The sequence below is a fragment of the Pseudoduganella sp. jia 9 genome (assembly GCF_055502615.1).
In genome coordinates, this window is record NZ_JBUPWE010000024.1 from 1 (window position 1) to 21,616 (window position 21,616).

At 67.4% G+C, this 21,616-nt stretch carries 20 protein-coding genes and 1 pseudogene; 2 read left to right on the plus strand and 19 right to left on the minus strand.

Annotation, left to right across the window (positions count from 1 at the left end; all coding sequences use genetic code 11):
* Positions 1-3: 3 nt before the first annotated feature.
* The 5 genes from ACY34H_RS26460 to ACY34H_RS26480 form a co-directional block, all read right to left on the minus strand.
* Positions 4-1,212: an efflux RND transporter periplasmic adaptor subunit gene (locus ACY34H_RS26460; RefSeq protein WP_464980418.1), complete on the minus strand. Its 1,209-nt coding sequence runs from the start codon at positions 1,210-1,212 to the stop codon at positions 4-6.
* 377 nt (positions 1,213-1,589) lie between these two features.
* On the minus strand, positions 1,590-2,363 hold the full coding sequence (locus ACY34H_RS26465; RefSeq protein WP_464980419.1) for a hypothetical protein: 774 nt from the start codon (positions 2,361-2,363) through the stop codon (positions 1,590-1,592).
* A 124-nt stretch (positions 2,364-2,487) separates the two neighbouring features.
* Positions 2,488-4,404: an MFS transporter gene (locus ACY34H_RS26470; protein WP_464980420.1), complete on the minus strand. Its 1,917-nt coding sequence runs from the start codon at positions 4,402-4,404 to the stop codon at positions 2,488-2,490.
* Positions 4,405-4,493: 89 nt separating this feature from the next.
* Positions 4,494-5,795, minus strand: coding sequence for an ATP-binding protein (locus ACY34H_RS26475; RefSeq protein ID WP_464980421.1), 1,302 nt, complete (start codon positions 5,793-5,795; stop codon positions 4,494-4,496).
* Positions 5,795-6,448 carry a response regulator gene (locus ACY34H_RS26480; RefSeq protein WP_464980422.1) on the minus strand — a complete coding sequence of 218 codons (654 nt, stop codon included), beginning with the start codon at positions 6,446-6,448 and terminating at the stop codon, positions 5,795-5,797. The genes ACY34H_RS26475 and ACY34H_RS26480 overlap by 1 nt, the downstream gene beginning before the upstream one ends.
* A gap of 151 nt (positions 6,449-6,599) precedes the next feature.
* Here ACY34H_RS26480 and ACY34H_RS26485 point away from each other — a divergent pair, with 151 nt between their 5' ends.
* The gene (locus tag ACY34H_RS26485) at positions 6,600-7,247 is read left to right on the plus strand and encodes an energy transducer TonB (RefSeq protein WP_464980423.1); all 648 of its coding nucleotides are present in this window, start codon (positions 6,600-6,602) and stop codon (positions 7,245-7,247) included.
* Positions 7,248-7,286: 39 nt separating this feature from the next.
* Here the strand turns inward: ACY34H_RS26485 and ACY34H_RS26490 are convergent, their stop codons facing one another.
* Entirely contained in the window at positions 7,287-8,021 is a 735-nt protein-coding gene (locus ACY34H_RS26490; protein ID WP_464980424.1) for a class I SAM-dependent methyltransferase, read from the minus strand.
* Positions 8,022-8,188: 167 nt separating this feature from the next.
* Between ACY34H_RS26490 and ACY34H_RS26495 the strand changes: the two genes are divergently transcribed.
* On the plus strand, positions 8,189-9,028 hold the full coding sequence (locus tag ACY34H_RS26495; protein WP_464980425.1) for a polysaccharide deacetylase family protein: 840 nt from the start codon (positions 8,189-8,191) through the stop codon (positions 9,026-9,028).
* Positions 9,029-9,100: 72 nt separating this feature from the next.
* Here the strand turns inward: ACY34H_RS26495 and ACY34H_RS26500 are convergent, their stop codons facing one another.
* The 13 genes and pseudogenes from ACY34H_RS26500 to ACY34H_RS26560 all read right to left on the minus strand — a co-directional run bounded on the left by ACY34H_RS26500 (position 9,101) and on the right by ACY34H_RS26560 (position 21,613).
* Positions 9,101-9,697, minus strand: coding sequence for a 4'-phosphopantetheinyl transferase family protein (locus ACY34H_RS26500; protein ID WP_464980426.1), 597 nt, complete (start codon positions 9,695-9,697; stop codon positions 9,101-9,103).
* A gap of 1 nt (position 9,698) precedes the next feature.
* The gene (locus ACY34H_RS26505) at positions 9,699-10,145 is read right to left on the minus strand and encodes an excinuclease ATPase subunit (protein ID WP_464980427.1); all 447 of its coding nucleotides are present in this window, start codon (positions 10,143-10,145) and stop codon (positions 9,699-9,701) included.
* Positions 10,146-10,201: 56 nt separating this feature from the next.
* Positions 10,202-11,428, minus strand: a complete 1,227-nt coding sequence (locus ACY34H_RS26510) for a beta-ketoacyl-ACP synthase (RefSeq protein WP_464980428.1) — start codon at positions 11,426-11,428, stop codon at positions 10,202-10,204.
* Positions 11,425-12,186 (minus strand): 3-ketoacyl-ACP reductase FabG2, encoded by a 762-nt coding sequence (locus tag ACY34H_RS26515; RefSeq protein WP_464980429.1) that lies wholly within the window; start codon positions 12,184-12,186, stop codon positions 11,425-11,427. The genes ACY34H_RS26510 and ACY34H_RS26515 overlap by 4 nt, the downstream gene beginning before the upstream one ends.
* Positions 12,183-12,683 carry a hotdog family protein gene (locus tag ACY34H_RS26520; RefSeq protein ID WP_464980490.1) on the minus strand — a complete coding sequence of 167 codons (501 nt, stop codon included), beginning with the start codon at positions 12,681-12,683 and terminating at the stop codon, positions 12,183-12,185. Before ACY34H_RS26520 ends, ACY34H_RS26515 begins: the two co-directional genes overlap by 4 nt.
* A pseudogene (locus ACY34H_RS26525) lies at positions 12,663-13,838 on the minus strand (beta-ketoacyl-ACP synthase); the annotation flags it as partial. The pseudogene ACY34H_RS26525 and the gene ACY34H_RS26520, both read right to left, overlap by 21 nt.
* 29 nt (positions 13,839-13,867) lie before the next feature.
* Complete coding sequence (locus ACY34H_RS26530; RefSeq protein ID WP_464980491.1) at positions 13,868-14,422, minus strand: DUF3261 domain-containing protein; 555 nt, start codon at positions 14,420-14,422, stop codon at positions 13,868-13,870.
* 20 nt (positions 14,423-14,442) lie between these two features.
* A complete protein-coding gene (locus ACY34H_RS26535; RefSeq protein WP_464980430.1) occupies positions 14,443-15,684 on the minus strand; it encodes an NAD(P)/FAD-dependent oxidoreductase in 1,242 nt (413 codons plus the stop codon).
* A complete protein-coding gene (locus ACY34H_RS26540) occupies positions 15,665-18,043 on the minus strand; it encodes an MMPL family transporter (protein ID WP_464980492.1) in 2,379 nt (792 codons plus the stop codon). Before ACY34H_RS26540 ends, ACY34H_RS26535 begins: the two co-directional genes overlap by 20 nt.
* Positions 18,043-18,672 carry an outer membrane lipoprotein carrier protein LolA gene (locus ACY34H_RS26545; RefSeq protein WP_464980431.1) on the minus strand — a complete coding sequence of 210 codons (630 nt, stop codon included), beginning with the start codon at positions 18,670-18,672 and terminating at the stop codon, positions 18,043-18,045. The genes ACY34H_RS26540 and ACY34H_RS26545 overlap by 1 nt, the downstream gene beginning before the upstream one ends.
* Positions 18,669-19,094 carry an acyl-CoA thioesterase gene (locus ACY34H_RS26550; protein WP_464980432.1) on the minus strand — a complete coding sequence of 142 codons (426 nt, stop codon included), beginning with the start codon at positions 19,092-19,094 and terminating at the stop codon, positions 18,669-18,671. The genes ACY34H_RS26545 and ACY34H_RS26550 overlap by 4 nt, the downstream gene beginning before the upstream one ends.
* Entirely contained in the window at positions 19,087-20,655 is a 1,569-nt protein-coding gene (locus ACY34H_RS26555; RefSeq protein ID WP_464980433.1) for an HAL/PAL/TAL family ammonia-lyase, read from the minus strand. The genes ACY34H_RS26550 and ACY34H_RS26555 overlap by 8 nt, the downstream gene beginning before the upstream one ends.
* Positions 20,642-21,613, minus strand: coding sequence for an LpxL/LpxP family acyltransferase (locus ACY34H_RS26560; protein ID WP_464980434.1), 972 nt, complete (start codon positions 21,611-21,613; stop codon positions 20,642-20,644). The genes ACY34H_RS26555 and ACY34H_RS26560 overlap by 14 nt, the downstream gene beginning before the upstream one ends.
* Positions 21,614-21,616 lie beyond the last annotated feature (3 nt).

Sequence of the window (21,616 nt, forward strand, 5' to 3'; positions counted from 1 at the left end):
TGCTTAGTGAGCGGCGGCGGCCGGCTTGGCGGCGGCGGTGCTGGCCGCGGCGGGTGCGGCAGGAGCGGCAACCACTGCTGGCGCGCCCGGCTTCACCTTCTGGATGCCTTCGACGATCACGCGGTCGCCGGCGGCCAGGCCGGATTTCACCAGCCACTTGTCGCCCAGCGTGCCGGTAGTGGCGATCACGCGCTGCTCGACGATGCCCTGCTGGTTCAGCACCAGCGCGGTGGCTTCGCCCTTCTGGTTGCGGGTCACGCCCTGCTGCGGCACGGCGATGGCCTGCTCGTTGACGCCGTTCTCGACGACGGCGCGCACGAACATGCCCGGCAGCAGGTCATGCTTCGGGTTCGGGAACAGCGCGCGCAGCGTCACGTTGCCGGTGCCCGGGTCCACGGCCACGTCGGCGAACTGCAGCTTGCCTGCCTGTGCATACGTGGAACCGTCGGCCAGCTTCAGCGTGACCTTGCCTTCGGCCTTCGTCACGCCGCCGCCCTCCAGCGATTTCTTCAGGCGCAGCAGGTCTTCCGAGGATTGCGTCACGTCGACATAGATCGGGTCCAGCTGCTGCACGGTGGTCAGCGCAGTTTCCTGGCCGGCCGTCACCAGCGCGCCCGGGGTCACGTTCGAGCGGCCGATGCGGCCCGAAATCGGCGCGTGCACCTTGGTGTACTCGACGTTGATGCGGGCCGTCTGCAGTTGCGCCTTGGCCGATTCCACGTCCGCACGCGCCTGTGCTTCGGCGGCGACCGCGTCGTCGTAATCCTGGCGGCTCACGCCCTCGATTTCCACCAGCTCCTTGTAGCGCTTCACTTTCGGGCCGGCCGTCAGCAGGTTCGCTTCGGCACGCGCCAGCGCGGCCTTGGCGGCGCTGAACGACGCCTGGTACGTGGCCGGATCGATCTGGTACAGCTGGGTGCCGGCCTTGACGTCGGCCCCTTCCGTGAACAGGCGCTTCTGCACGATGCCGGCCACCTGCGGGCGCACTTCGGCGATCTGGAACGCGGACGTGCGGCCCGGCAGTTCGGTCACCACCGGCAGCGCTTCCTGCTTCACGGTGTACACGGCCACCTGCGGCGGCGGCATCTTGCCGCCCGGCGCACCGGCCTGTTGCTGCTTGTCGGAGTCGCAGCCGGCGGTCAGCGCCGCCGCGCATGCGAGGAAAAGAATGCCGGCCGAACGCAGCGGCGGGCGGGAGAGCGTGTTGTTCATAAAGACTGAACCTTCTGGTTTTGAGGGGATGCTCGGTAGAATGAACGATCATTCTAATACATTTCGGCAAATCTCGCACTAACTGACTTTGGAGTCATGAATTAGTGAGCGCTAACATTCTGTTGCCAAAAATTCGGGGACAGTCCCCCACGCTGTCGGATGTTGCATAGCAACCAGCACAGCAGTTGTAGCGAGTGCGTTATCTCTGCGGAATTGTCGGCATACACCGTTATTGGTGCCCAATTGGGGTTCTCAGCAGGTGTTGTAAAAAATCGGGGACTGTCCCCGGTGTTGTTTTGCAACCAGCTCAGCAGTTAGCGGCAAATAAAAAGCCTCCCGGCCGGTGGCGGGGAGGCTTGTCTGGCGGAAGCGCCGGATCAGGTCGTTGTCGTCGGAGGGACGTAGGGCACGAACGTCATCGTCACGTTCTGCAGGTAGATGCCGGTGGTGGCTTCGAAGCCGGAGTCGATGCCGAGCAGCACCCAGGCCTTGCCTTCGCCGTCGGTCTTCACACGCACACCGGCGGTGTTACGCACCGTTTTCGAGGCGTAGGTCGCCGAGCCGTCGCATGGCAGGCCATTGGCGATATTCCCCAGAACCATCGAGGCCGGGCCCGGCGTGGCCTGGTTGCCGCGGTCGATGTTCAGGCGGGTGTCGCCGTTGGTGGTGACCGGTTTCGGTTCCGTTGGCGAAGCCGCCGCGATCACGTACACGGATTCGCCCGGTGCGCCGCCCACGCCCATGCAGCCGGAGTGCGCGTTGCTGAGCAGGTTCATCGACGTTACCGCGAACGTGTATTCGGTGTTTGCCACCAGGCCGGTGATCTGCTTCTTCACGTACAGCAGCAGGTCGTCGCTGCGGTTGGTGCCGCTGACGTAGTAAGCCTTGGTGTCCTTGTAGGAGGAACTGAAGCTGCTGATGTCGCGCAGTTCGAAGACCACGTTGGCCGGTGCGGTATCGGTCGTGTAGTCGCTCGATTCGCCGACCCAGCCGCCGGTTTCCACTTTGAAGTCCTGCGTCAGCACCACCGAATAGGCGGAGCCGGTGCCGCCGCCGGTGGAGGTGCCTGCCGGATCGTCGTCATCGCCGCCGCAGGCGGCCAGCAGGGCCAGGGTCGCTACCGACAAAGCGGCTTTCCAGGTACGGGTCATTGATTCGTCTCTTTTCTGTGCAGGGGAACGGAGGCAACATTTTAGAAAGGAATGTGCAACTCGTGTGATGTATTTGTAACGAGTTGTACGAGCGGCCACGCGCTTGCTTCCTTCTTTGTCCCGATCATTTCCAGTCACCCCGCAGCGCCAGCACTTCCTCCTGCAGCCGCTCCGGCGTGGCGGCATGCGGCGCCACCGGCTGCCCCACCGCCAGCGCCAGCCGCGAACGCAGGCCCTTGCGGAAGGCGCGTTCGAACACATTGTCCCGGCTGCGCGACAGCAGGTGCCCCCACAGGCCGCGCAGCGCCATCGGAATCACCGGCACCTGCGAGCGTTCGATTACCTTGGCGATGCCGCCCTTGAATTCGTTCATTTCGCCGGTCGTCGTCAGCCGCCCCTCCGGGAAGATGCACACCAGCTCCCCCTCGTGCAGCGCGCGGGCGATGTCCACGTAGGACTTCTCCAGCAGCCACGGGTCTTCCTTGGCCGGCGCGATCGGGATGGCCTTCGCGGTGCGGAAAATCCAGCCCAGCAGCGGCGTGCTGAAAATGCGATGGTCCATCACGAAGCGGATCGGCCGCGGGCTCGCCGCCATGATCACGATCGCATCGACATAGCTGACGTGGTTGCACACCAGGACCGCGGCGCCATGCTCGGGGATGCGGCCAGACTCGATCACCTTCACCTTGTGTACCGTGTGGATCAGCAGCCAGGCCAGGAAGCGCATCAGGAACTCCGGCACCAGCGAGAAAATATAGGCGGCGACGATGCCGTTCATGATGGCGGTGGCCAGGAACAGTTCGGGGATCGTCAGGCCCTGCCCCAGCAGCAGGATCGCCACGCCGGCCGCGGCCACCATGAACAGCGCGTTCAGGATATTCATGCCGGCGATCGTGCGCGACAGGTGCTTCGGATCGCAGCGCAGCTGGATCAGGGCGAACAGCGGCACGATGAAGAAACCGCCGAACACGCCGATCATCACCACGTCGAACACGATGCGCCAGCTGCCCGGCTGCGCCAGCATGCCGAACGCATCCACGGTGGTCGCGGCGGGAGCGCCGTAGCCCTGGCTGGCGAAATACAGGTCGATGCCGAACAGCGACAGGCCGATCGAACCGAACGGCACCAGGCCGATTTCCACCTTGCGGCCGGAGAGCTTTTCGCACAGCAGCGAGCCGGCGCCGATCCCAAGCGAGAACACCGTGAGCAGCAGCACGAACACGCTATGGTCGCCCTTCAGGTACGTCATCGCGTACACCGGAAACTGCGCCAGCACCATCGCGCCGTAGAACCAGAACCACGAATTGCCCAGCATCGACAGGAACACGGTGCGGTTGCCCGCCGAGTATTTCAGGTTGCGCACCGTTTCGCTGAACGGGTTCCAGGCGATCCGCAAGTCCGGCATCGGCGCCGGCGTGACGGGAATCCGGTAGCTGGCCAGCAGCCCGAGTACCGCGAAGCCGACGGTGCCCGCGGCCACCACCGGAATGCCCAGCGAGCCATGCATCACCAACACGTCGCCGAACACCTGCCCCAGCAGGATGCCGACGAAGGTACCCATCTCCACCATGCCGTTGCCCCCGGTGAGTTCCTCGGGTTTCAGCTGTTGCGGCATGTACGAATACTTGACGGGACCGAACAGCGTGGAGTGCGTGCCCATCGCGAAGATCGCCAGCACCAGGAGCCACAGGCTGTGCGTCATCCAGCCGATGGCGGCGATGCCCATGATGGCGATCTCGGCCCACTTGATGAAGCGCACCAGCCGCGACTTCTCGAACTTCTCGGCGATCTGGCCGGACGTCGCCGAGAACAGCACGTAGGGCAGGATGAACAGGCCGGGAATCAGGTTGGTCACCATCGACGGCGACAGCGTCGTCCAGCTGGCGGCATCGAACGTGAGCACGACAATCAGCGCCGTCTTGAACAGGTTGTCATTGAAGGCGCCCAGGAACTGGGTCCAGAAGAACGGCGCGAAACGGCGCTGTCCAAGCAATGCGAACTGGCTGGCATGCTGCGGAGCGTCGGGGTTTGTCTGGCTCATGGGCAGGCGGGAGGATCGATGGAACCGACAACATACCGCACATCGCCGGATGGAACAACACGCTGGCGAACATGCAATCCAGCGGGCCGCTACGCGAGCGGCAGCCGGATCGCGATGCGCGTGCCGCCGCCGTTCCCTCCGCTGTCGCTGCCAATCGAGAAGCTGCCGTTCACCGCATGCACGCGCTCGCGCATGCCGGCGATGCCGATGCCGTCGGTGCGCACGCCCGGCAGGCCCACGCCATCGTCGCGCACCTCGATGGCCAGCGCATCGTCCTGCCGCGCCAGCACCACCGAGGCATGGCGCGCCCCGGCATGCTTGACGATGTTCGACAGCGCTTCCTGGATGATCCGGTAGGCGGAAATCGCCAGCTCCGGCTCCACGCCCGCCATGTCGCCTTCGATCCTGCAAGCGAAGCGGCAATCCGGCTGGCTGTCGTCGACCTGCCGCACCATCTCCTCGACGGCGCCCTGCAGGCCCAGCATGTCGAGCACCTCGGGCCGCAGCCGGCGCACCAGCGCCCTGCCGTTGTTGTACAGCGCCAGCGCCAGCTGCGTGACCGAAGTGGCGCGGCGCGCGATCTCCTGCGCCACTTCCGCCGGCGCCGCCTGCGCCGCCAGCGCCGCGATGCGCTGCGATTCGAGGCGCACGGCGATCAGCGACGCATTCAGTTCGTCATGCACCTCCAGCGCGATGCTCTGCCGCTCCTGTTCCACCGCCGTGTTCAGGCGGCGCAGCAGGCGGCGCTTCTCGGCGTCCGCCTCGCGCAGCGCCCGCATCGATGCCTGCAGTGACGTATCGAAGCCTTCGGACAGTTGCCAGGCCAGCGCGCCGCACAGTGAAAGACCGATCGCGGCAGCCAGCAGTTCGAGGCGAAAGCGCTCCGCCTGCCGGGCCAGCATCGCATCCGCCGTCATGCGCACCTGCAGGTAGCCGACCGTTTCAAAGGCTGGCCGTTGCGCCCCGTTGGCGGCGCCGAACACCACGCGGCCGTCCGGCGCCCGCATGTTCAGCCACACCAGCCGTTTCAGCACGGCCGCCTCGTAGTAGCGGCCCTCCGGTGCACCCGTGGCACGGCCGCGCAGCCGCACCAGCTCGCGCCGCCGTGCGTCGAACAGGGCCACTTCGAGGATCGCCGTGTCGGCCTGCAGCACGCCGCGCACGCTGCGCCGCAATTCGTCATGCTGGCCGGAGATCACCGCGTATTCGCTGCTGTCGGCCAGCACCCGCGCCAGCAGCGTGCCCCGCTCGGCCAGTTCGGCGCGCACTTCATCCTGGCGCGACTGGTAGCTGAACCACAGCAGCGCCAGGCACAGTGCCACCAGCGGCGCCAGCGTGATCGCCAGCAGCCGCGCGCGCGTGCTCCAGTGGCGGCGCAGGAACGCCAGCATCAGGGTTGCAGCAGGCCGTAGCGCACGGCCAGGCGCGTGATGTCGGCCGCGCGGTGCACGCCCAGCTTGTCCTTGATCGCCTGGCTGGCATTGCTGATCGTCTTCGACGACACGTCCAGCCGTTCGGCGATTTCCGCATTGGTCAGCCCTTCGGCCATCAGCGTGAAAATCTCCAGCGCGCGTTCGTCGAGCAGCGACTGCGGCGACGCATCGCCCTGCACCGACAGGCTGGCCAGCCGTTCGGCGATGCGGGGCATGAAGTACAGGGCGCCAGCATGCGCGCGGCGCACCGCCGCCGCCAGCTCCTCCGGATCGCAATCCTTCGTGATGAAGGCGCGCGCGCCGATCCGGTAGCACTCCTTGACCAGGCTGTCCTGGTCGAACTGCGTGAGGAACACGATGCGCGCTTCCGGGTCGCGCCCGAGGATGTCGCGCGCCACGTCGAGGCCAGTCAGCGCTTCACCGAAACGGATGTCCAGCACCAGCACGTCCGGCCGCAGGGCCGCGTGCTGTTCCAGCACTTCTTCCGGGTTCCTGGCCTGCGCCACCACGTCGATATCCGGTCCCGCCAGGGACATCGCGAACCCGGTCATCACGATCGGATGGTCGTCCGCCAGCATCACGCGGATGCGCTCTTCCTTCGCCTTCGTCATTTCCACCTCCACGCAAACCTAATTACCAGTAGGTAGAAGAATAACATGGGACAGGATTGCGCGTTAACCCCTTCCATTTTTGCTATTAGATGGAATAGTATACTTCTAGCACGTAGCAAAACAGATTCCCAACCCCGGCAAGGAGAATGGCATGAACTTCGCTAACCAACGCAGGAACCCCACCGGCATCGCCGTCGTCATACTGTTGCACGCCGTGGTGGCCTTCATCGCCGTGCAGAATTCAACGGTGCTGGTGGGGCGCGCCCCACCGGACGTCATCGACCTGCTCCCGGTGACGGAAACGCCGCCCCCACCACCGCCGCCGCCCGTGCCGATGCCCGATCCGGTCAAGCTGCCGCCGACCACGATCGCCGTGCCCGACCTGCCGGTGGACGTTCCGGTGCCGGCCGACCCGGTGACGATGGCGACCAGGCCGGCCAGCGAACCGGCGGTGGCGACGGCGACGAGCGGCACGGCGGAGCCGGCGCGGCAGGTCGACCCAGCCCCGAAGACGCCGGTGCGCGTGGCTGCCGTCGTCGATGCCAGAGCGTGCACGCGGCCCGAGTATCCGCGCAGCGCGCTGCGCAATGGCGACACGGGCACCGTCACGCTGGCGCTGCTGGTCGGTACCGATGGCCGGGTGGCCGATTCAAGGGTGGAGAAATCGAGCGGCGTGCGCGACCTGGATCGCGCCGCGCTGGCGGGGCTGTCGCTGTGCCGCTTCCAGCCCGGCACTGTGGATGGCGTGCCGCAGCAGTCGTGGACGCGGATGGATTATGTGTGGAGCCTTGAGGACTGAGGGATGCCGGCCGCGCGGCCGGCTGTCCGGTCGCGACGGTCAGGGCTTGCGCGCTACCAGGTTGATCAGCGTTTCCTCGCGCACGGCGCGCGGCTTGATGCGGAACACGCGTTCCAGCATGCCGAGGTCTTCGCGGCTCCACCACAGGAACGGGTAGGACACGGCGCTGTCCGGCACGTCGAAGCCGGCGCCGCGCACCATGGCAAGGTATTCGGGCGCGGTCTTCTGCACATCCATCGGGTGGCGGAACAGCAGCCGGATGATCCACGAGTGGATGTAGCGCTTCGTCGATTCCGCGAACAGCAGCACGCCGCCCGGCTTCAGCACGCGGAAGAATTCCGCGATCGCGCGTTCCTGGTCGATCAGGTGGTGGAAGGTCTGGTGGCAGAACAGCAGGTCCACCGAGTTATCCGGCAAGGCGATGTTCGAGCTGGAACAGCAGACGAATTCGGCGGCGATGCCGTGCTGCGCGACTTCCCTGCCCGAGGCCTCGATCATCTCCGGATCGATGTCCATGCCGATCAGCCGCTTCGGCGCGAAGCGCTGGTGCAGTTTGGGCAGCGAACGGCCATAGCCGCAGCCGACATCGGCCACCACATCGAAGCTCTTGCGGCCGGGCGGCAGCAGGAGATCGAGGTCGGCCAGCGCGCGCTCCAGCACGTGCACGGTCCAGGTTTCGGTGCGCAGGAACCATTTGCCGAATTCCGTTTCCGGCACGTGCGGCTCCGCGGGCGCCCGCGCTGGCGGCTGCACTTCCTGGGATTGAACATTCATACAAATTTCCTCAAATTTCGTGCGGGCGGGCCCGCGATGACCAATCTATAATGCAGCCCGTTTTCATCCGAGCCGCCAGCGTGCCGATCGTGCCGATCCGACAACTCATCATTTTCATTCTTGCCGCCGCTGCGCATTCGGCACACGCGCAGCAGGAGCCGGTAACCATGCCGCCGGTACCGCCTGCGATTTCCTCCGCACCGGCCGCTGTCCCGCCGGCGCCGGCCACGCCGGCTCCCGTTCGTTTCCTGCTCAGCTTCGACGACGGCCCCAGCGGCTCAAATGGCGACAATCCCACCGTGCGCGTGCTCGACACCCTCGCCAACAACGCCGTACAGCCCGGCATCAAGGCGGTTTTCTTCACGCAGACGCGCCACTGGCACGGCGGCGGCACCGACACCGGCCGCGCGCTGATCCGGCGCGAACACGAAGCCGGCCACGTTGTGGCGCTGCATTCGGCGACCGCCACGCATGCCAACCACCGCTTCATGGACGCCGCCGAACGCGACGCATCGCTGCGCCGCGGCGTGGACGACCTGCGCACGCTGACCGGCAGCGCACCGCTGCTGGTGCGCCCGCCGTTCTGGGCCTACGACGCCGCCACGCTGGACAGCTACCATCGCCACGGCCTGCGCATGCTGCTGACGGACCTGAACGCCAACGACGGCAAGATCTGGGGCGTCAACTTCAGCTGGCACAAGCGCTCCAACATGCTCGCCATGCTCGCCGAGACCCGCGTGCGCTGGGCCGCCGGCGCCATGCACACGGTGGACGGCCACACGCCGGTCGTCGTCACCTTCCACGACGTGAACAGCTACACGGCGCGCAACCTGGAGGTCTACCTGCGCATCCTGCTCGACGTCGCGCGCGAACTCGACATCCCCGTTGCCGCCACGCCGTTCTACGACGAGCGCGGTGCGCTGGAGCGGGCCGCGCTGGCCAGCACCGTCGACAGCGCCGACGAGCATCCAAGGCTGCCGGGGTTGTGGAACTGGCTGTGGCAGTAGGCTTGCCAGGTGTCGAATGCACTGTAGCGCCTGGTGTCGGACACCGTCTTGTGGTGTCGGACACCAATTGCCTCACAGGTCCACAACCTCCAGCCGCGGCACCACCGCCAACGGCTCCGCGCTGCACACCACCACCGCCAGTTCCCCATGCGGCAGCGGGTAACAGGCACCCGCCGCCACGCCCAGCTTGATGCCGGCCTCCTGCGCGCTCCACGCGCCATAGAACGCATCGACCCGCGCGCCCTCCGGCAATGCCGCGTGCCGCGCGCACGTGGCGGCATCGAACGCCTGCCCGGCCAGCGCGGCGATATCGCGCCCCGCATCCTTCATTTCAATATCCAGCCCCAGCGCGGTGTCCACGCTGAGCGCGCAGGAAACCCACGGCCCGCTGTGCGACACCGACAGCCCCGGCAGCGCCGCCGCCGGTGCAAGCAGCCAGGGCGCGCGGCCCGAAGCCCCGCCAAGCTCCACCGACCGCGCCGGCACGCCCAGCAGGTCGCCGATGGCGATCCGCAGCAGTGCCCGCGCGGCGATGAACTGGCGCCGGCGCGCTTCGCGCACGAAGCTGCGTTCCCGTTCGCCCGCGCCCAGCCACAGCGCGTACGATGCCAGCCGCGCTTCGTCCAGCCCGTCGATACGGGCCAGCCAGACCTGCGCGGCTGCCGCCACCTTACTTGGCCAGCTTGACGAAATCGGCCTTCAGGGCCACGCCGCTGACGATATTGCCGTCATGGCACTCGAACTCGGTCTGGCTCGACATTTCCTTGTGCTTGTAGTTGCTGACGATGTTGACCACCGCATCGGCGCCCACCGAGTCGGCCTTCTTCTTCAGCGCCAGCATGGCGGACAGGAAGGCCCAGTTGCAGGCTTCTTCCGGCGACTTGCCGACGCTGTTGGTCTTCTGGCTGGTGCTGTCGGACGTGATCTTCGACGCTACGGCCGGCGTTTTCTGGTCGCCGAAGTAGAACTTCACCGTATCGCCCAGGCGTCCCTTTGCATCGTTCACGTTCATGGCGCCTTCGATCGGCATCATCATCTGGCGGTCGGCCGCAACGGCAGGCAGGGCGGCAGCGGTGGCCGAAGCCGCCAGGACCAGCGTCAACATCGTTTTTTTCATTTTTCTTCCTTTGCTGTGGTGAGTGAAACTTGAATCCGGGTGAGTCGCCTGGTTCTCTAGACGCGTTTGAAGATCAGCGACGTGTTGATGCCGCCAAACGCGAAATTGTTCGACATGACGTACTCGCACTGCAACGCGCGGCCTTCGCCGACGATGTAGTCGAGCGGCGCGCATTGCTGGTCCACCGCGTCGAGGTTGACGGTGGGCGCGAACCATCCCTCGCGCATCATCTCGATGCTGATCCAGGCTTCCAGCGCGCCGCAGGCGCCCAGCGTGTGGCCCATGTAGCTTTTCAGGGAGCTGATCGGCACGGTGCCGCCGAACACCTGCTGCGTGGCGTGCGATTCGGCCACGTCGCCCTGCGCCGTGCCCGTGCCGTGCGCGTTGATGTAGCCGATAGCGGCCGGTTCCAGGCCGGCATCCTCGAGCGCCAGCAGCATCGCCGTCTTCATCGTCGCCGCGTTCGGCTGGGTCACGTGCACGCCGTCGCTGTTGGTGCCGAAGCCCACCAGTTCGGCGTGGATCGTGGCGCCGCGCGCCAGCGCATGCTCGCGTTCCTCCAGCACCAGCGCGCCGGCGCCCTCGCCGATCACCAGGCCGTCGCGCTGCGCATCGAACGGCCGCGGCGATGTGTGCGGCGCATCGTTGCGCGTGCTGGTTGCGAACAGCGTGTCGAACACTGCCGCCTCGGTGGCGTCGAGTTCCTCGGCGCCGCCGGCCAGCATGGCCGTCTGCGCGCCGCTCCTGATCGCTTCATACGCATAGCCGATGCCCTGGCTGCCGGAGGTGCAGGCCGACGACGTGGTGTATACCCGGCCGGTCATGCCGAAGAACACGCCGATGTTGACCGGCGCGGTATGCGCCATCATCTTGATGTAGGTGGTGGCGTTGATGCCTTTCGTGGTGCGGTCTTCCATCATGCGGCCGAAGTCGCCGATCGCGCTGGGCGTGCCGGCCGAAGAACCGAACGATACGCCCATCCGGCCCGAGGTCAGCAGCGGATGGTCGAGCAGCCCGGCATCCTGCAGGGCCAGTTCGCTGGCGCGGGTGGCCATCAGCGCCACGCGGCCCATGCTGCGCGTGGTCTTGCGGTTGTAGCGCGCGGTGAGTTCGAACGGCGCGGCCGGCGCGCCCAGGTTGGTGTTCAGGCCCTCGTAGCTGGCCCACTCCTCCATGCGCACGATCGCGTTGCGGTACTCGCCCAGCCGCTGGCGCACGGCGGCCCACCCGTTGCCGATCGGGCTGATCCCGGCCATGCCGGTAACGACGACGCGGCGGTTCATGCCAGGCCGCCGTTGACGGAAATGACCTGCCGGGTGATGTAGCCGGCATCCTCGCCCATCAGGAAGCTGACCGCGGCGGCCACTTCTTCCGGCTTGCCGACGCGGCGCGCCGGGATCATCTTCAGCGCCTCGTCCATCGGCACCTCGCTCGTCATGTCGGTATCGATCAGGCCAGGCGCCACGCAGTTGACCGTGATCGCGCGCTTGGCCAGTTCCAGCGCCAGCGCCTTGGTGGCACCGATGATGCCCGCCTTGGCGGCACTGTAGTTGACCTGCCCGCGGTTGCCGATCAGCCCCGACACGGATGCCAGCGTGACGATGCGGCCCGGCTTGCGGCGCTGCACCAGCGGCATCACCAGCGGGTTCAGCACGTTGTAGAAGCCATCCAGGTTGGTGCGCAGCACGAGATCCCAGTCCTCGCCGGACATCGCCGGGAAGGCATTGTCGCGGGCGATGCCGGCATTGGCGACGACGCCGTAGTAGCAGCCGTGTTCGGCGATATCCGCCTCGAGCGCCGCGGCGGTGGCGGCGCGGTCGCTCACGTCGAACTGCAGCACGCGTACACCACGGCCCATGTCCGCGATCAGTGCCGCCACCGCCTCGGCCTCGGCGCGCGCGCCGCGGCAATGCAGCACCACGTCATAGCCGTCGCGCGCCAGGCGCAGCGCGATCGCCTTGCCGATGCCGCGCGACGATCCCGTCACCAGCACGCTCAGGGCCTTGCCGGTGGGCTTGTTATTGGATTGTTCGGTACTCATGCTGCTGTTCCACCTGAAAGAAACTCATTGACATTGTCGGGCTGGAAAACCGTCACGGTGGCCGTTGCCACGGTGCGGTCATCCGCATCGATCCTGCATTCGAAGGCGCCCAGGCCGTTATCGCCCTGCAGCGCGCGATGCGCATGCACGCGCAGCACGCTGCCCACCGCGAATGCGGGAACGCCCGCTTCATACTTGCGCGATCCCAGCAGGAAACCCACCTTGACGGGATCGCCCCGGCGCCGTGCCAGCCAGCCGGCGTGCGCCGCGATCGCCTGCGCCATGTATTCGATGCCGACCCAGGCGCCGACGGCCGCGCCGTCGCAGAACATGCTATCCGGCCGGATCGTCACCTCGGCGCACAGGTCGTCGCTGGCCACGCTGACCAGCCGGTCGAGCAGCACCATCGGGCCGGAATGCGGGAGAACATCGGCGACCGGTGGAAGGGCCGCTTCATCTCCGGGCGCTGGCGCCGCCGTGCGGCCCAGCACCAGCACGGCGTTGGAACCGCCGAAGGCAAAGGAGGCGCTCAGCACGTGGCGCAGCGGCCGGCCCAGCGTGGCGCCCACCGGCACCAGGTTCAGCGCCGGCAGCGCGGGGTCCGGCGCGCCATCCCACAAATGCGGCGGCATGGCGCCCCTGGCGTTTTCCGGCTGCAGCGCCAGCCAGCACAGCGCGGCCTCGATCGCCGCCGCGGCACCCAGCGTGTGGCCGGTGAACGGCTTCGTGGAGCTGGCCGGCACTTCGCAGCCGAACAGGCCGGCGATCACCTTCGATTCCATTGCATCGTTCTGCTGCGTGGCCGTGCCGTGCATGTTGACGTAGTCGATGTCGGCCGGCTGCAGGCCGGCGCGCCGCAGCGCATCGTTCATCGCGATGCGCGCGCCGGCGCCCGCCGGATCGGGCGCGGACATGTGATGCCCGTCGGACGACTCGCCCCACCCCGCCAGCCGCACCGCCGCCGGTTCGCGCGTCATGAGGAACAGCGCGGCGCCTTCGCCGATATTGATGCCGTTGCGGTTGGCGCTCATCGGATTGCAGCGCGCCGCGCTGACCGACTCCAGCGCGGAAAACCCGGCCACCGTGAAGGCGCACAGCGAATCGACGCCGCCCGCCACCACCGCGTCGCACAGGCCCATGCGGATCAGCCGCGCGGCGCTGGCCATGGCCTTGGCGCTGGACGAGCACGCGCTCGAATGCGCATAGGCCGGCCCCGCGATCCCCAGCTCGTCGGACAGCATGGCGGCCGGCGAGCCCATTTCCTGCTGGCCGTAATGGAATTCGGGCGCCAGCTCGCCATGCGCGGCGCGATGCAGCAGCGCCTTTTCCGTTTCGGCGATGCCGGACGTGCTGGTACCGACGATGACGCCCACCCGGCCGGCGCCGAAACGCGCCACGGCCGCCTCGACGGCCGGCCGGATCTGTGCCAGCGCGGCCAGCGCCAGCGCGTTGTTGCGGCTACGCTGCGCCTCCGGCAGGTGGGCGACGGACGGCAGCGCGCCACGCACCTGCCCCAGCGGCAGCTCGCGGCCCGGCGAGCATGCCGCGCTGGGCCGCACGCCCGAGATACCGGCGAACAGGTTCGCCCGCACCTCCTCGAGGCCGGTGCCCAGTGCGCAGACGATGCCGCACTCGTTCAGGTAGACGTTCATTGCATTCATAAAGCTTTGTACACGGCGGTTTATTCGGCGGCGAACTGTATGGTCAACCGGTACTTATACCGCAGGTTGTCCAGCACGACCGTTCCGCTCCAGCGCGGGCTGCCGCTGTAGGCGATGCGCATGATCGGCTCGTCGTTCAGGTAGAGCGTCCGCTGCAGGCCACTGCCTCGCCCCTCCTCGGCGATGCGCCAGCCGGGCGGCAGCGCCCGCGCCACCGCTTCCATCGGCCACAGGGTCAGCTGCATGTCTTCCAGTACGTCTTCCGCGCGCACCTGGCGCGGCAGCATCGCGTGCCGCCATTCCTTTACTTCCTTGCCGTCGTAGCGCACCGTCAGCACGCGCTGGCCGAACGCCAGGCCGACCATGTCGATCGCTTCCGGCTCCACCTGCAGGGCCACGTCCATGTCGTCGATGCGGCCGGCGCGCTCCACCTTCAGGTGCTGCTGCACGCTGATCGACTGGCCCAGCGCGGCCGGCTGCAGCTTGAGCCCGAGCCGGGCCGGTGCCGGCGGGGCCGACGCGCAGCCGGCCACCAGCGCCAGCGCAGCCACGCATAGCGCCAGCCGCGCCTTCAGCCGCGAATTCAGCCCCGCATTCATCCCAGTTTGCACGCTGCCTCCAGGGCGGCCAGGCGGCGCGCCGTCTCCTTCACGTACGGATTCGACTGGTCCCACGCGTAGCCGGCCAGGATCGCCGAGATCATCCGGCGGATTTCAGGCTGCTGGCGCTCGTGGAAAATGATGGTCTGGAAACCGCCCTCGTACCACGATTCGACGAACGCGCGGAAGGTGTCGACACCGCGCCGCAGCGGCACGCCATAGTCGGCCTGCCAGTCCACCGTTTCGCCGGCGAACTGCCGCTTCAGCGCGGCGGCGGCCAGGCTGGCCGAGCGCACCGCGATCGTCACGCCGGACGAGAACACCGGATCGAGGAACTCGCCGGCATTGCCCAGCAGCGCGTAGCCCTCGCCCCACAGCCTGTCGACGTTGGCCGAGTAGCCGGTGATCTGGCGCGCCGGCGTGTCCCAGGTGGCGTTTTCCAGCAGCGCGGCCAGCGACGGTTCCTCGGCCACGATCATGCGCAGCCGTTCCGTCGGCGAACCCTGGTATTGCTCCAGGTACGACGTTTCGGTGACGACGCCCAGCGAGCAGCGGCCGCCGGCGAACGGGATGGTCCAGAACCACACGTTGCCGTGCTTCGGGTGCACGGTGACGCGGATCTTGTTACGGTCGAAACCGGCGTCCGGACCGATGCCGTCCTGCACGTGCGTGAAGATGGCGCCGCGTACCGGGAAGTTCGACGGCGTTTCCAGCTTCAGCAGCCGCGGCAGGATGCGGCCGAAACCGCTGGCATCGAGGATGAAACCCGCATCGACCTGGTACTGTTCGCCGTCCGGATTCTTCACGGTGACGAGCGAACGGCCGCCCGGCCGGCCAGGTTCGATGTCCAGCACTTCGTGGCGGAAGCGGATCTCGGCGCCCTGCTTTTCAGCTTCCCTTGCCAGCAGGTGGTCGAAGTCGGCGCGCTGCACCTGGTACGTGGTGCCCCAGCCTTCCGAATGCTTGTCGCGGAAATCGAAGTCCGTGTAGACGCCGTTCTTCATGAAGGCCGCGCCGTTCTTGTACTGGAATCCCGCCTCGACGACGGCGCGCAGCATGCCCGCCTCTTCCAGGTACTGCATGCTCTGCGGCAGCAGGCTCTCTCCGATCGAGAAGCGCGGGAACTGTTCGCGCTCGATGACGAGCACCTGGCGGCCCTGCTTGCGCAGCAGCGCCGCGGCCACCGAGCCTGCGGGGCCGGCACCGACGACCAGGATGTCAGCTGATTCCAATTGCATCTGCATTGTTTTTCTCTTTATTGAAGGTCGATACACCGAAACAGGGAACCGCCAGCCACACCAGCAGAGTGCCCAGCAACATCGTCAGCCCGAACGCCTGCAGCGCCGGCGTGTTCGACAGGCCGAGCAGCCCGAACCCCAGCAGCGTGTTGGCCGCCGCCAGGCCCACGGCCAGCCAGGCCGTGGTGTCCTTGCGCCGGGGCTGCTCCTGCATGAAGATGCCGTAGTCGACACCCACCCCCAGCAGCAGCATCAGTGCCAGCACGTGGAACAGCTGCAGGTTCTGGCCCGCGTAGCCGAGGATGGCGAGCGTGGCCACGCTGGCCAGCGCGGTCGGCGCGATCACGCGCCAGGCCCGGCCCCGGTAGCGCGGCAGCAGCAGCACGAACACCACGCAGTAGGCACCCAGCACCACATAGCCCATGTTGACGCGATAGCGGCCCAGCACCGACGAGATCTCCGCCACCTTGTCGACCCATTGCACGCCCGCCAGGCCGTCGGCCAGCGGGCGCACCTGCGGCACGGCGGCCATCGACAGCCCGCGCAGCGCGACGATGCTGGCGTATTCGCCGTGCTCCTTGCCGAGCCACAGGTGGCGCCACGGCTCGCTGGCCGGCGCCCGCAGGAAGGCATCGATGCCGAGCGGCGCGCCGGCCGCGCGCAAGGCACCGGCCGTTGCCTTTATCCATCCCGCATCCTCGCCGGCCTGCCGCGCCACGGCGGCCAGCGGGCCCTCCGGCCCCAGCAGCTTCAGGTCGACCAGCGCGCGGCGTTCCTGCTGCGTGCGCACCGACGGCACCCAGTTCGAGATGGCCTGGTAGCCCGACAGCTGGCCGGCGGCGACCAGCCGGTCGAGCCGCAGCTTCAGCGCTTCCTCGCGCTGCAGCACCGTTTCGGCCGAATCGCCGCGCACCAGGAAGAACTGCACCGGCGTTGGCGCATCGAGCAGCTTGCCCAGCTTGATCTGGTCGTCGACCAGGTGCTTCGGCGGATTCTGCAGCAGGCGAATGTCGTCGTTGGCACCCAGTTTCGCGATGCCGAATACCGCCACGGCGCCGAACAGCGCCACCGCGATCCACGTGCCGGCGCCGGCGCGCAGCAGCGGCCAGCGCGCCAGCGTCCGGCCATACGCGTGCACCAGGGCACCGCCCTTCAGGCTGTGCGGGCCGATCAGTTGCGGGAACCAGAACACCACGGTCAGCCACGCGAAGACCAGGCCCAGCGCGGAAAACACGGCCATCTGGCGCAGGCCGGGGAATGGCGTCAACGCCAGGCCCATGTAGCCGATGACGGCCGCCGCCAGCGTCAGCGACAGGCCCGGCAACAGCTTGTTCAGCAAGGCGCGCGAATCCACCGACGCACCGGCGGAAAGCCGGTTGCACAGGAAGTAGGCGCCGTAATCCTGCGCCACGCCGACCAGGCTGGCGCCGAACACGAGCGTCATCAGGTGGAGCTGCCCGAACAGCAGCCAGCACACCGACAGCGCGCCCAGCAGCCCGACGCCGATCGACAGCAGGATCAGCGCGATTGGCTTCAGGGAGCGGAACGTGAACCACACCAGCAGCACGATGCCGGCGATGGAGCCGGCGCCGATCGTGTGCATCTCGCGGCTGGCCTGCGCACCGGCATGGGCGGCATGCAGGATCACGCCGGCCTGGATCACCCGTGCCTGCGGCGCGGCTTGCCGGGCGGCGGCCACCGCCTCCTGCAGCAGCGGCAGCACGCGGTCCTGCGCGGTCATCGACAGGGCCGGCACCTTCAGGGTCAACGGCAGCAACACATACTGTTTTTCATCGTCGGCGACGAACAGGTGGCCGTCGCGCGGCCGCACTGGCGTTTCCTGGGCGCGCTCCTGCACCCAGCCGGAGAACAGGCCGAACGGATCGTCCTGCCATGCGCCCAGCTTGGGGCCGCCGAACGGCGCGTACAGCTTCGCCAGGGCCTGCTGGGTCCAGAACGCCGTACCCTCCCTTTGCAATTGCTCCTGCTGGGCCGGCGACATCAGCACCAGGCGGTGCTGCTGGAACAGCGACAGCCATTCGGCCTGCACGCTGGCGCCGGTGTCCGCGGCGCCGAATACGTCGGGATGCTTCGCCAGCACGGCGCGGTACGCATCGGCGGCACGCTTCGCATCGTCCCAGTCGGCGGCGCCGACCAGCACGATCACGCGCTGCTGGGCCGCGTCGACCATGTGGGCGAACGAGCGCTGCAGGATCGGGTCGCGTTCCTGCACCGGCAGCAGCGCCATGATGTCGGTGTCCGGCACGATGCGCTTGACCAGCCACAGGTAGCCGTTATGGCCCAGCAGCAGGGCCACGACAACCAGCCACAGCACAGCGAGCGCGCGCCCTTTCGCCATCATTGGAACAGCGCCGCCTCTTCGGGGCTCAACGCCCTGGCGCCCGATTCGATCTTCGAGAACACGATGCTGGTGCGGTCGCCCGAGGCTTCGCTGATGACGATATTGTTCACGTAGGCGCCGCCATCGAGCCGGATCGTGCCGATCGCCTTGGCCAGCGCGGGTTCGCGCGCCACCAGCGTGACATTCCAGCTGTCGGCGCCGACGGTGCCGTCGACCTTGAACAGCTGTTCGAGCTGCGCCAGGTCGCCGGCCAGCAGCGAGAACAGGACCTGGTTGATCATGCGCACCGTCGGTTCCGTCTTCGCATCGAGGCGCATCGCGACGCGATCGCCCTGGTAATGGATGATCTCGCCCCGGGTCAGGCGCAGCGTGTTCGGGAATGGCTGCAACGTGCGCCACAGCACGCCCTTTTCCTGCACCACGCAGAAGCGGCCGTTGGCAGCCAGCGGCTTCTTCATGCCGGCCAGCGTCTTGCTCTGGTCGAAGCGGCCGCACATCACCGGCGGCTTGGCCAGCATTGCCTGGATCTTCGCCACCGGCACGGCGGCGTTGGCGTTGGCAGGGGTGCTGGCAGCAGCGGCGAATGCCGGCAACGCCAGCGCGACGGTCATCAAAATTTTCTTCATTGCAGTCCCAGTTTCTCCAGCAGCACGGGCGGCGACACGTAGCACATTTCCTGCGTCGCGATGTTCACCGCCACCATCGTCGTGGTGGCGCGGTTCAGGCGCTTGCCGGATGCCGCATCCGTGATCAGGTAATCGATCTTCAGGCAGTTTTCCCACTCGACGATATCGGCGCGCAGCCGGATCTTCTGGCCGAAGGTGGCCGGCGCCACGTAGCGCAGGTGCATGTCGATCACCGGCCATGCATAGCCGGATGCCTTCATCTGCGGGTAGTTGTAGCCAATCTTGTCGAGCAGCGCGCAGCGCACCACTTCCAGGTATTTCACGTAATTGCCGTGCCAGACGATCTCCATCGGGTCCAGGTCGTAGAACTGGACTTCCATGTCGACTTCGGCGAACCAGCGGCTTTCCTTCACTTTACGCATACAGCTCCCAGGCCTGGGCACGGATGCGGGCGACGAGCGAGCGCAGTTCGCCGTCCAGCCGGCGGTCCTCGTCGATCGGCGCGATGTCCAGCGCCTCGATCATCGCCGCCATGTGCGGCTGCAGCGCCAGTTCAGGATTGGCGCGGCCGCGCAGCCAGGCGCCCTGCCGCACCGTGACCAGCAGGGCCGCCACGACCTGCTCCGTCAATTCCAGCACGCGCAGGCAGTCGCGCGCGGCGATGGTGCCCATGCTGACCTTGTCCTGGTTGTGGCACTCGGTCGAGCGCGAGAAAACCGAGGCGGGCATCGTCAGCTTCAGCGCCTCCGCGGTCCATGCCGAGGCACTGATCTGCAGCGCCTTCAGGCCGTGGTTGATGGCGGCGCGCGGGCCCGTGCTGCCGGACAGGTTGGCGGGCAGTCCATTGTTGTAGCGCGCGTCGACCAGCAGCGCCATCTGGCGATCCAGCAGATCGGCCACGTTGGCCACGGCATTCTTCATGCCGTCCATCGCGAAGGCAATGTGGCCGCCATAGAAATGGCCGCCGTGCAGCACGCGCTCGTTGTCGCCGTCGATCAGCGGGTTGTCGTTGGCGCTGTTCAATTCATTCTCGATATTGGCGCGGAACAGCGGCATCGCATCGGCCAGCACGCCGATCACGTGCGGCGCGCAGCGGATCGAGTAGCGGTCCTGCAGTCGCTTGCCATTGCGTTCCCACACCGTGGTCGGCAAGTCTTCGCGCAGCATGGCCGCCACCCGCCCCATGCCGGGGTGCGGTTTCACGGAGAACAGCACTTCGTCGAAATGGTGGGCGTTGCCGTCCAGCGTGTACGAGGCCAGCGCCGTGATGCGGGTCGCCAGTTTCACCAGGTAGCCGGCGCGGTCGTAGGCCAGGCAGGCCAGCGCCGTCATCACGGCGGTGCCGTTCATGATCGCCAGGCCTTCCTTGGGGCGCAGGCGCAGCGGCGCGATGCCGGCTTCGCGCAATGCCACCGCCGCGTCGACGATCTCGCCGTCGCGCCACACTTCGCGCTCGCCGCACAGCACGGCCGCCAGGTACGACAGCGGCGTCAGGTCGCCGGAGGCGCCCACCGAGCCTTCGGACGGGATCTGCGGCAGCAGCCCGGCATCGAGCAGGCGCGTGATCTGCAGCAGCAGTTCGACCGACACGCCACTGTAGCCCTTGGCCAGCGATGCCAGCCGCGCCGCCAGGATCGCCCGCGTCTGCGCCGGATCGAAGTATTCGCCAAGGCCGCAGCCGTGATACGTATACAGGTGGTGCGGCAGTTCCGGCACCAGTTCGGGCGGCACGGCCACCGTGCACGAATCGCCATAGCCGGTCGTCACGCCATACACATTGCCATCCTCGCGCAGCAGGCGGTCGAGGAAGTCGGCACCGCGCGCGATGGCGGCGCGGAACGCGGGGTCCGGCGACAGTTCGGCGCCGGCGCGGCCGTGGGCGATATCGACGATGTCTTCGATCGTCAGCCGTTCCCGGTCGAAGCGGACGGCGCGCCGCGCGGCCTGGCTGTGCGTGACGGCGAATTTGTCAGCGAGTTGCATCGTTGTTTCCCTCTTTTTCTTCCGGTATGCCGTGTTCCGGCAAATGCCAGAAGTCGTAGAAATTGAACCACTGCAGCGGTGCCCGCGCGGCATGGTGCTCCAGCCGGGCCGCGTAGCCCTGCGCCATCGATGCCAGCGCCGCGCTGCGTCCCTTGCGCGGCAGCCGCACGCCGTCGCTGAAATGTTCGATGTGCACCTCGGTGACGCCGTTAACGCAGACCGTGAACAACAGGTAGACAGGGCATTGCAGGATGCCGGCGAGCAGGTAGGGGCCGACCGGGAACGGCGCCGGCGCGCCCATGAAATCGGCGGTGGCCACGTGTTCGTTGCCGGAGACCGGTACGCGGTCGCCGGCGATGACGACGAATTCGCCGCGGCCGATGCGCTCGGACAGCAGCATCGCCGTGGCCGGCGTCATCTCCGTCACCTGCAGCAGGTTGGTCTGGCTTTCCGGATTGAGCTTGCCCATCAGCCGGTTGAACGCCTGCGCGTGCTTGGTATGCACCAGCACGGTGGACTTGATGTCATTGCGCTGGCGCGACAGCAGGCGCGTCAGCTCCACGTTGCCCAGGTGCGCGCAGACCAGTACGCCGCCGGTGCCCCGGGCGATGGCGTTCTCGATCACGTCCGCGCCGTGGAACTTCACGCCGTCGAGCCGGTACAGGCCGCCCCACAGCAGCAGCTTGTCGAGCAGGTTTTCGCCGAAGCTGGCGAAATGGGCCAGCACCCCGGGTACCGCCTTGCCGGTGTGGGCGCGCACCCGGCGCAGGTAATCGCGCGAGGCGCGCCGCGCCCGGCCCTGCGTGAGCAGGTACCACGCCAGTACCGGGTACAGCGCCACGCGGAACGGCCAGCGGCCGAACATGCGGCAGATCCAGAACAGGAAGCGCATGCCGGCCACGAAGCTGACCTCGTCGATCGAGGCCCAGTGGCGCCGGCTGTCGTTGGCCGTATTCATCGG

Excerpts from the sequence above, each read along its gene's own strand:
- ACY34H_RS26495 (WP_464980425.1), top strand. The coding sequence starts at position 8,189 with ATGCCGCCGGTACCGCCTGCGATTTCCTCCGCACCGGCCGCTGTCCCG.
- ACY34H_RS26505 (WP_464980427.1), bottom strand. The coding sequence starts at position 10,145 with ATGAAAAAAACGATGTTGACGCTGGTCCTGGCGGCTTCGGCCACCGCT.
- ACY34H_RS26490 (WP_464980424.1), bottom strand. The coding sequence starts at position 8,021 with ATGAATGTTCAATCCCAGGAAGTGCAGCCGCCAGCGCGGGCGCCCGCG.
- ACY34H_RS26555 (WP_464980433.1), bottom strand. The coding sequence starts at position 20,655 with ATGCAACTCGCTGACAAATTCGCCGTCACGCACAGCCAGGCCGCGCGG.
- ACY34H_RS26515 (WP_464980429.1), bottom strand. The coding sequence starts at position 12,186 with ATGAGTACCGAACAATCCAATAACAAGCCCACCGGCAAGGCCCTGAGC.
- ACY34H_RS26485 (WP_464980423.1), top strand. The coding sequence starts at position 6,600 with ATGAACTTCGCTAACCAACGCAGGAACCCCACCGGCATCGCCGTCGTC.
- ACY34H_RS26510 (WP_464980428.1), bottom strand. The coding sequence starts at position 11,428 with ATGAACCGCCGCGTCGTCGTTACCGGCATGGCCGGGATCAGCCCGATC.
- ACY34H_RS26470 (WP_464980420.1), bottom strand. The coding sequence starts at position 4,404 with ATGAGCCAGACAAACCCCGACGCTCCGCAGCATGCCAGCCAGTTCGCA.
- ACY34H_RS26475 (WP_464980421.1), bottom strand. The coding sequence starts at position 5,795 with ATGCTGGCGTTCCTGCGCCGCCACTGGAGCACGCGCGCGCGGCTGCTG.
- ACY34H_RS26480 (WP_464980422.1), bottom strand. The coding sequence starts at position 6,448 with ATGACGAAGGCGAAGGAAGAGCGCATCCGCGTGATGCTGGCGGACGAC.
- ACY34H_RS26545 (WP_464980431.1), bottom strand. The coding sequence starts at position 18,672 with ATGAAGAAAATTTTGATGACCGTCGCGCTGGCGTTGCCGGCATTCGCC.
- ACY34H_RS26540 (WP_464980492.1), bottom strand. The coding sequence starts at position 18,043 with ATGGCGAAAGGGCGCGCGCTCGCTGTGCTGTGGCTGGTTGTCGTGGCC.
- ACY34H_RS26560 (WP_464980434.1), bottom strand. The coding sequence starts at position 21,613 with ATGAATACGGCCAACGACAGCCGGCGCCACTGGGCCTCGATCGACGAG.
- ACY34H_RS26460 (WP_464980418.1), bottom strand. The coding sequence starts at position 1,212 with ATGAACAACACGCTCTCCCGCCCGCCGCTGCGTTCGGCCGGCATTCTT.
- ACY34H_RS26535 (WP_464980430.1), bottom strand. The coding sequence starts at position 15,684 with ATGCAATTGGAATCAGCTGACATCCTGGTCGTCGGTGCCGGCCCCGCA.
- ACY34H_RS26465 (WP_464980419.1), bottom strand. The coding sequence starts at position 2,363 with ATGACCCGTACCTGGAAAGCCGCTTTGTCGGTAGCGACCCTGGCCCTG.
- ACY34H_RS26550 (WP_464980432.1), bottom strand. The coding sequence starts at position 19,094 with ATGCGTAAAGTGAAGGAAAGCCGCTGGTTCGCCGAAGTCGACATGGAA.